We start from the raw sequence: 8,091 nt of genomic DNA on the forward strand, positions 1-8,091 counted from the left end.
ATCACTCGGCGACGCAATACCCCGACATCTTCCACGCGCGCGTCGGAGATCGCAGTGGAGCCGACGTCGCCGCGGACACCGACTGGCTCGTCGACGACTTCATTCCGACGGTCGCCGCGCGAGGCACCGCCATCATCGAGGCGCGGGGCGCGTCGTCCGCGGCGTCGGCCGCCAATGCGGCAATCGATCACGTGCGCGACTGGGTCCTCGGTACCCCCACCGACGACTGGACGTCGGCCGCGGTCAGTTCCCCGGGTGCGTATGGAGTTCCCGAAGGCCTGATGTGCTCGTTCCCCGTCCGATCGGTCGACGGCGCGTGGCAGATCGTCGACGGCCTCGAGATCAATGAGTTCTCGCGAGCCCGCATCGACGCGTCGGTGGCCGAACTGCAGTCAGAACTCGACGCGGTCGCCGCACGGCGCTGACGCGGGGGCAGCTGAGTACCACGCCGGGTACCACTAGGTCTCCTGTTGGTCACTCTTGACTACCCAATCGTTCACGGCAGCTTAAACTTCCGACATGTCAAAGAAGTCGACGTCGAAAAAGTCGCAGTCCGCCGAGCCCAAGCAGAAGAAGATCTCCAACAAGGTGTACGAGGCCGAGCTCTTCCGGCTGCAGACCGAAATGGTCAAGCTGCAGGAGTGGGTACGCGAGACAGGTGCTCGCGTGGTCGTCGTCTTCGAGGGCCGCGACGCAGCCGGTAAGGGCGGCACCATCAAGCGCATCACCGAGTACCTCAGCCCTCGGATCGCGCGCGTGGCCGCTCTGCCCGCCCCCACCGATCGTGAACGCGGCCAGTGGTATTACCAGCGCTACGTGGCTCAGCTGCCCGCTCCCGGCGAGATCGTGCTATTCGACAGGTCCTGGTACAACCGTGCAGGAGTCGAAAAGGTGATGGGCTTCTGCACCCCCGAAGAACACACCCGCTTTCTCCGACAGACCCCGATCTTCGAACAGATGCTGATCGACGACGGAATCCTCTTGCGTAAGTACTGGTTCTCGGTGTCCGACGACGAGCAGCTCCGCCGGTTCCGCTCGCGCATGAACGACCCTGTGCGACAGTGGAAATTGAGCCCGATGGATCTGGAGTCCGTCTACCGATGGGAGGACTACTCCCGCGCGAAGGACGAGATGATGGTGCACACCGACACCGCGCTGAGTCCCTGGTTCGTCGTCGAATCCGACATCAAGAAGCATGCGCGACTCAACATGATGTCGCACCTTCTCTCCACCATCGACTATCACGAGGTTCCACGCCCGCAGGTCTCACTGCCGAAGAAGCCGATCGAGAGCGGTAACTATCACCGCCCGCCGCGCTCGTTGTCGAAGTACGTTCCCGACCACGTCTCAGAACTCATGGGACACAGTGATTGATGAACACCGGTGATTGATGAAGACCGGTGACTGACCCGAAAACCCGGCGACCAGAACGGAACACCTGCGTAGCATGAGTCGCGATGTGGATCGGTATCGCTGAATTCGACTTCCTGCTCGGTGACGTGCACTCGCTCAAAACGAAACGCTCGCTTGTCCGCCCGTTCGTCGCGGAGTGCAAACGACGTTTCGCGGTGGCAGTCGCAGAGGTCGGCCATCTCGACGCCCACCGGCGCACGACGATCGGGGTCAGCGTCGTCGCCGCCGATCGGGGGCATGTCGTCGAGATCCTCGATTCGGTGGAGCGGTTCGCGGCGGCGCGCCCCGAGGTCGAGCTGCTGTCGGTGCGCAGACGTGAACTGTCGTCCACCGACATCTGACCGGCACGCAGACCGCTCACTCAGCAGACATCGCCGACTCAGCGGGCTGACCGACTCAACGGTCGACGATTCCGGCCTCGGCAGCGACGACGCGATACGCCGCCGCAAGGGTGTCGACGGTTTCGTGTGCGTTGAGTCCGCTCGGGTTGGGCACCACCCACACCCGGGCGGCGCCCCAGCGTTCGCCCTGATCGCCCGGCTGTGCGTGGCGATCGCCGAATGCGCTGCGGTACGCGGTGATACCGGCAACAGCCACAACCTCGGGACCGATGTGTTCGACCCTCGCCCGCAGTCGTTCGCCGCCCGCGACGAGCTCCGCCTTGTCGAGTTCTGCGGCTGTCGCCGTTGCCCTTTCGACGACGTTGGTGATTCCCACCCCGGCGCCGATGACCTCATCGCGATCGGCGTCGCTCATCCCGGCCGACGCGTCGACGACGTGGTCTGTGATGCCCGCTCGATACAGCGCAGGCCAGAACCTGTTGCCGGGTCGGGCGAAATGCGCGCCGGTTGCCGCGCTCCACAGACCGGGATTGATGCCGACGAACAGTAATCGGCAACCCGGCCCGACGAGGTCGGGAACCAGCCGATCGCTATACGTAGCCAGTTCGGCTTTGGTGAAGCCCATCTGGCAGACGCTACGCGCGTCACCTCGTTACGTGCTTGACTTCCTGCCGTCGGGCGCATTCCATGGGTAGATGAGCTTCGACGACGCCCCGCGTTCAGCGCTTCCCCTCCTTGTCGTCGACGCCGCCAACGTCGTCGGTTCGGTTCCCGACGGTTGGTGGCGGGACCGTCGTGCAGCGACCGAACGCCTCCTCGACTCGGTGGCACCGTTCGCCCACACCGGCGTGCCGGGTATGCCCGGCCCCGTCGACATCACGGTTGTCGTGGAGGGGCGCGCTCGCGGGGCCGTGGGCCGGCCGGGCATCCGCATTGTCGAAGCGACTGGATCGGGCGACGACACCATCGTCGACGTGGTGTCGGAGAACCGTGACAGGCAGGTCGCGGTGGTCACCGCCGATCGCGAATTACGTTCTCGGGTAGAAGCTTTGGGCGCTGAGACCATCGGCCCAAAGGTGATCCGAGAGGGGGCGTAACCGACGCAGGCGCGGCAGGTACCGCGCGCGGCGTGCCTACGATGGGATCAGAGCACGCCGAACTGAACGCCCCGTCCCCGATCAAGGAGTGTGCACGTGGCACGAACCGTGGCCGACAGCATCATCGAAACGCTCGATCGATCCGGAGTGCAGAGGGTCTACGGAATCCCCGGCGACTCGTTGAACGGATTCACCGATGCGTTACGCAAGGATCAGCGGATCGAGTGGGTCCACGCGCGCCACGAGGAAGGTGCCGCATTCGCCGCCTCTGCGGAGGCGGCACTCACCGGCGAGCTCGCGGTGTGCGTCGGAAGCTGCGGGCCGGGCAATCTGCACCTGATCAACGGTCTCTTCGACGCGCAGCGCAGTCGCGTGCCGGTGCTCGCGATCGCTGCGCACATACCGGCCGCGGAGATCGGCAGCGGATACTTCCAGGAGACGCACCCCGAGCAGTTGTTCGTCGAGTGCAGCGACTTTTGTGAAATGGTCAGCACCCCAGCACAATTGCCCCGCCTGCTCGACATCGCGATCCGCACCGCCGTCGAACGACGCGGTGTTGCCGTGCTCGTGATCCCCGGTGAGAACTTCCTCGAGAAGGAGCATCAGCGTCGGGGTGGCGCGGCGATCCGCGCCATCGACAGGATCGTCCGCCCCACCGACGCCCAATTACACGACGTCGCGGCCGCGCTGAATGCTGCCGAGAAGGTCACCATCCTGGGAGGCGCAGGCACTGCGGGCGCCCACGACGCCGTCGTCGAGTTGGCAGGAGCTCTCCAGGCACCTGTTGTCCACGCACTGCGCGGCAAGGAGTTTCTGGAGTACGACAACCCGTACGACGTCGGGATGACCGGACTGCTCGGCTTCAGCTCGGGGTATCGCGCCATCGAGAAGTGCGACACGTTGTTGATGCTGGGCACCGACTTTCCGTATCAACAGTTCTTCCCCTCCAAGGCGACGATCATCCAACTCGACATCCGCGGCGAGCAGATCGGTCGACGCACACCGGTCGACGTCGGGCTCGTCGGGTCCGTCGCCGATACGATCCCTGCCCTGCTCCCCCTCATCGACCGGAACCGCAGCTCAGAACATCTACGTTCGTCGCGTGAGCACTACATCAAGGCGCGCGCGTCGCTGAACGACCTTGCCGTGAACGACGGCAAGACGCCGATCCATCCGCAGTATCTGGCCAAACTGCTCTCCGACCACGCCACCGACGACGCAGTGTTCATCCCGGACGTCGGCTCGCCGGTCGTCTGGGCGGCGCGATACCTCGAGATGAACGGGAAACGGCGACTGATCGGCTCGTTCACGCACGGGTCGATGGCGAACGCGGTGTCTCAGGGAGTCGGCGCACAGGCGAGCTACCCGGGTAGGCAAGTCATCGCCATGGCGGGCGACGGCGGGCTCGCCATGTTGCTCGGCGAGTTGCTGACGCTCACGCAGAACGCCCTGCCCGTGAAGATCGTCGTCTTCAACAATTCGTCGCTGAACTTCGTCGAGTTGGAGATGAAGGCCGCGGGGTTCGTGAACTTCGGTACCGACCTGGAGAACCCCGACTTCGCCGCACTGGCGCGTGCGATCGGGATCAAGGGCGACCGCGTCGAGAATCCCGGCGACCTCGATTCCGCGGTACGCGAGTTCCTCGCTCACGACGGGCCTGCGCTGCTCGATGTCGTCACTGCGCGACAGGAGTTGTCGATCCCGCCAACGGTATCGGCAGCGCAGGCGAAGGGATTCACGCTGTATGCGATTCGGACCGTTCTCTCCGGACGCGGCGACGAACTGATGGACCTGGCCGAAACGAACGTCTTCCGCAGGCTCTTCGACTGAGGCCCGCAGCGCTCAGTGCGGCACCTTGCTGAGGTCGGCGCGCAGCAGCATCACGTTGTAGTCGCTCCAGCGCGAGGCGTTGAAGAACAGTTCGGGCGATGACCCGACGACTGCGGGCGAGTGCGGTTGGATCATGGGTCCGTACAGGACGACGGCACCCTTCTCCACGAGGTAGGTCGGTGCGCTCCACGGACCTTCTGGTCGATCCGCTGTGCGGATGCGAATCCCGTTGTCGCCGTCGAGCATCATGTACTTGTTCAGGTACGGACTCCACGCCACCGACAGTTCCGTGACGGGAGCTGGCACGACGATCGCCGATCCGTCGTCGGGAACGTCGGCGATGTTGTCGACCCACTTGCGATCGCGACCTGCCCAGTACTGGTACTTGGTCACGTCGAGGATGTCGGTCGGCTTGAACCGTGCGAGGAAGCCTGCGCCGAATCGTCCGTTGGGCGTACCGAATTGGTACACATAGTCGCTCTGCGCACCGTGCCCGCGTACGTAGGCGTTCTGCTGAAACTTTCCGTTGTTGGGTTCCGCAGGCGGCAGATCGAACGGAAGGGCTGCGGCCACAGGCGAATTCACCAGGATGGTGTCGCGATCGACCGTCCAGTTCTGTCCGTTGTCGTCAGAGTGCGCGACGGCTGAATAGTTGGTCACCCAGTGACCGGCGGAGCCCCATGACCGTACCGACATGAAGTTGATGAACTGCCGATACCCCGATCCCCAGGGCAGCGATATCGCGGCGGTGGGGATGGTGGTCGTCTCGATGGGACTGACACCGAGTGCCGGGATCAGTTCGCGCGCAAAGGTGGGACGGGCAGCGTCGACGGGACTGCCTGACTGCACGTCGCCGGGCACGCCGGGCGGGACGCTCACGCCGTCGTCGAACTTGGTGTCGCGTGTCCGCATGAGCGTGTTGTGTCGCCACTCCTGACCGGCTGCGTTGCAGTCGCCGAAGGTGTCGCCGAACGCCATCAGAGTCTGCCCGGAGCCGTTGTCCCAGGAGATGCCGAGGTCGGTCCCACTGATCGTGAATCGACTGAACGTGCGGTTGATGCTGCGTGGCCCGGTCACCCACGACACCGTCCGGGCGCGTGGGGTGATGTAGATCGGCAGCGGGCCCTGCGTTCCGAGGCCGGGGCGCGCACCGGACGAGCCAGAACCCACGGAACCCGACCCCAGTGACCCGGTTCCCAGAGAGCCGGTCCCCAGTGAGCCCGTCCCGCCCAGCGACCCGGATGCGCTGCCGAGATCGGGAAGCGAGCCGTTACCCGCATTCGCGCAGGGTGCCGCAGTCGCACGTCCCTCACCAGCGACGAGAAAAGCGCCCACGGAGGTCGCCACGAGCGCCGCGACAACGAGTCTGCGTGCACCTGCTCGTATTCGGAGCATGGTCGATGGTCCTCTCGATGAACGGTCCGACTGCGGGTCGGCTGCAGCACATCTGTCACGTGTGTGGCAGATGTGATTCAAGAGGCCATTGTGGCGTATGGGTATTACCGTTCACACATGGGCACGGTCACGATCACGTTTCGGAGCGCGAGAACTCCGACGCTCGGGCGACCTGATCCGCGGTCAGTACCCTGCCGGTGTACTTCTCGAACTGCGCCGCCGCCTGTAGTGCGATGACCTGCGCACCGGTGATCACCGGTGTCCCCGCTGCCGAGGACGCGCGGATCAGGGGCGTCTGCGCCGGCAGCGCGACGACGTCGAATACGAGATCAGCAGCGGCGATCGCGTCGTCGTCGAACGACTGCACGTTCTCGTCGGCGCCCTGCATGCCCAGCGGGGTCACGTTGACCAGGATCTGCGTTCCCGGGGCTTGCGCGCTGTCGGTCGCTCGGTAGCCGTACTTCGACGCCAACTCCTCGCCCGCCGTAGCGTTACGAGCCCACACCGTCAGATCGTCGAAACCTGCGCCACGAAACGCCGCCACCACGGCTTTCGCCATTCCACCTGATCCCCGCACCACGACCGAAGACGCGGGATCGATGTCTGCGATGAGTGTGGCCACCGCCTCATAGTCGGTGTTCGACGCCCTGAGATGGCCGTCGTCGTTGACGATCGTGTTCACGGAGTCGATCGCCGCCGCAGACTCCTCCACCTCGTCGACGAGGTCGATGACAGCCTCTTTGAACGGCATCGACACCGAACACCCACGAATGCCGAGCGCACGAACACCGGCAATCGCGCCGTGGATGTCGGTGGTGGTGAATGCCTTGTAGATGTAGTTCAGACCGAGCTCGTCGTAGAGATAGTTGTGAAACCGCGTACCGATGTTCGACGGCCGCGCGGCGAGCGAGATGCACAGGGTCATGTCCTTGTTGAGAATCGGCATGCGCGCCACGCTACTGCCCGCATCGCCACTCAGACCGACCGAACGACGATGTGACAGCACGACGAGTCGCGTCGTAGCCTCGTCGTTAGTCGCACCGAGACATCAGGAGGTCGATTCTGTGGGCTGGAACACATATGTGGCACTTGGTGATTCGTTCACGGAGGGGGTCGGCGATCCGGACCCCACCCGCCCCAACGGGTTACGCGGATGGGCCGATCGTGTCGCGGAACAGCTCGCCGTCGATAACCCCTCGCTGCGCTACGCCAACCTCGCGATCCGTGGGCGCCTGCTCGATCAGGTGCTCGACGAGCAGATCGACCGCGCCCTATCGCTGCAACCCGATCTGATCACCATCTACGCGGGTGGAAATGATCTGATGCGTGGCTCCGTCGACCTCGACGCCATGATGTCCCGCTACGAGAAGGCTTTGGCCCGACTGCGCTCGACGGGTGCAACGGTCATCGTGTTCACCGCGTACGACGCCGGCTGGGCTCCCATCTTCCGGCTCACTCGCGGTCGGAGCGCCATCTACAACGAGCTGCTGCGGGCGATCGCTGAGCGCCAGGGCGCGCGCATCCTCGACTTCTGGCGGCTCGCCGGATACGACGACTACCGCATGTGGGACACCGACCGACTGCACATGTCGTCGCTCGGACACGCACGCATGGCATCCGAGGTACTCGACCTGATCGGCGCAACGCACACTATCGACGTACCCTCACTGGCCCCGCTACCAGTGCAGACACGTGAGCAACGGCGACGCGACAACGTCGAGTGGGCGCGCACGTTTCTCTATCCCTGGCTCATGCGTCGTGTGCGAGGGGTGTCGTCGGGTGACAGCATCAGTCCGCGGTGGCCCGAGCCGGTCGTCGCTGCCGACGCGCTCAGTGACGTCAACGCCGAGCCAGCAACAGCGGGATGATGTGGTCGGCGAGCAGCGGCGCCAACGGGACATTCGCCGACGCGACGTCGATCCACTGAAGTTCCGCGATCTCGGCGGCGGGCGCGTCGACGCGGACGTACGGATGCTCGAACACAGTGGCTTCGACGAGATGGCCGACCTCGTTGG

At 64.7% G+C, this 8,091-nt stretch carries 8 protein-coding genes and 1 pseudogene; 6 read left to right on the forward strand and 3 right to left on the reverse strand.

The window, feature by feature from the left end:
- From A5777_RS00170 to A5777_RS00180, 3 genes and pseudogenes are all read left to right on the forward strand, one after another.
- Positions 1 to 425 (forward strand): annotated as a pseudogene (locus A5777_RS00170) (malate dehydrogenase); the annotation flags it as partial.
- 94 nt (positions 426 to 519) lie between these two features.
- Positions 520 to 1,374, forward strand: a complete 855-nt coding sequence (gene ppk2 / locus A5777_RS00175) for a polyphosphate kinase 2 (RefSeq protein WP_005206882.1) — start codon at positions 520 to 522, stop codon at positions 1,372 to 1,374.
- A gap of 83 nt (positions 1,375 to 1,457) precedes the next feature.
- Positions 1,458 to 1,754, forward strand: coding sequence for a DUF503 domain-containing protein (locus tag A5777_RS00180; protein WP_005206883.1), 297 nt, complete (start codon positions 1,458 to 1,460; stop codon positions 1,752 to 1,754).
- A gap of 55 nt (positions 1,755 to 1,809) precedes the next feature.
- Here the strand turns inward: A5777_RS00180 and mug are convergent, their stop codons facing one another.
- Entirely contained in the window at positions 1,810 to 2,379 is a 570-nt protein-coding gene (gene mug / locus A5777_RS00185) for a G/U mismatch-specific DNA glycosylase (protein ID WP_005206885.1), read from the reverse strand.
- A gap of 70 nt (positions 2,380 to 2,449) precedes the next feature.
- Here mug and A5777_RS00190 point away from each other — a divergent pair, with 70 nt between their 5' ends.
- Positions 2,450 to 2,851, forward strand: a complete 402-nt coding sequence (locus A5777_RS00190) for a hypothetical protein (protein ID WP_064861235.1) — start codon at positions 2,450 to 2,452, stop codon at positions 2,849 to 2,851.
- A gap of 96 nt (positions 2,852 to 2,947) precedes the next feature.
- On the forward strand, positions 2,948 to 4,681 hold the full coding sequence (poxB, locus tag A5777_RS00195; RefSeq protein ID WP_005206895.1) for a ubiquinone-dependent pyruvate dehydrogenase: 1,734 nt from the start codon (positions 2,948 to 2,950) through the stop codon (positions 4,679 to 4,681).
- A 12-nt stretch (positions 4,682 to 4,693) separates the two neighbouring features.
- On the opposite strand, the gene A5777_RS00200 is transcribed toward poxB, so the two are convergent.
- Positions 4,694 to 6,076 carry a DUF4185 domain-containing protein gene (locus A5777_RS00200; RefSeq protein WP_005206898.1) on the reverse strand — a complete coding sequence of 461 codons (1,383 nt, stop codon included), beginning with the start codon at positions 6,074 to 6,076 and terminating at the stop codon, positions 4,694 to 4,696.
- 133 nt (positions 6,077 to 6,209) lie between these two features.
- Positions 6,210 to 7,022, reverse strand: a complete 813-nt coding sequence (locus A5777_RS00205) for a shikimate 5-dehydrogenase (RefSeq protein ID WP_064861237.1) — start codon at positions 7,020 to 7,022, stop codon at positions 6,210 to 6,212.
- A 118-nt stretch (positions 7,023 to 7,140) separates the two neighbouring features.
- Between A5777_RS00205 and A5777_RS00210 the strand changes: the two genes are divergently transcribed.
- Complete coding sequence (locus tag A5777_RS00210) at positions 7,141 to 7,944, forward strand: SGNH/GDSL hydrolase family protein (protein ID WP_064861236.1); 804 nt, start codon at positions 7,141 to 7,143, stop codon at positions 7,942 to 7,944.
- Positions 7,945 to 8,091: the final 147 nt, after the last annotated feature.

This window comes from Gordonia sp. 852002-10350_SCH5691597 (assembly GCF_001665715.1).
GTDB lineage: Bacteria > Actinomycetota > Actinomycetes > Mycobacteriales > Mycobacteriaceae > Gordonia > Gordonia sputi.

Coding starts and splice junctions, on each gene's coding strand:
- mug (WP_005206885.1), bottom strand. CDS start 2,379: ATGGGCTTCACCAAAGCCGAACTGGCTACGTATAGCGATCGGCTGGTT.
- ppk2 (WP_005206882.1), top strand. CDS start 520: ATGTCAAAGAAGTCGACGTCGAAAAAGTCGCAGTCCGCCGAGCCCAAG.
- A5777_RS00180 (WP_005206883.1), top strand. CDS start 1,458: ATGTGGATCGGTATCGCTGAATTCGACTTCCTGCTCGGTGACGTGCAC.
- A5777_RS00190 (WP_064861235.1), top strand. CDS start 2,450: ATGAGCTTCGACGACGCCCCGCGTTCAGCGCTTCCCCTCCTTGTCGTC.
- A5777_RS00200 (WP_005206898.1), bottom strand. CDS start 6,076: ATGCTCCGAATACGAGCAGGTGCACGCAGACTCGTTGTCGCGGCGCTC.
- A5777_RS00205 (WP_064861237.1), bottom strand. CDS start 7,022: ATGCCGATTCTCAACAAGGACATGACCCTGTGCATCTCGCTCGCCGCG.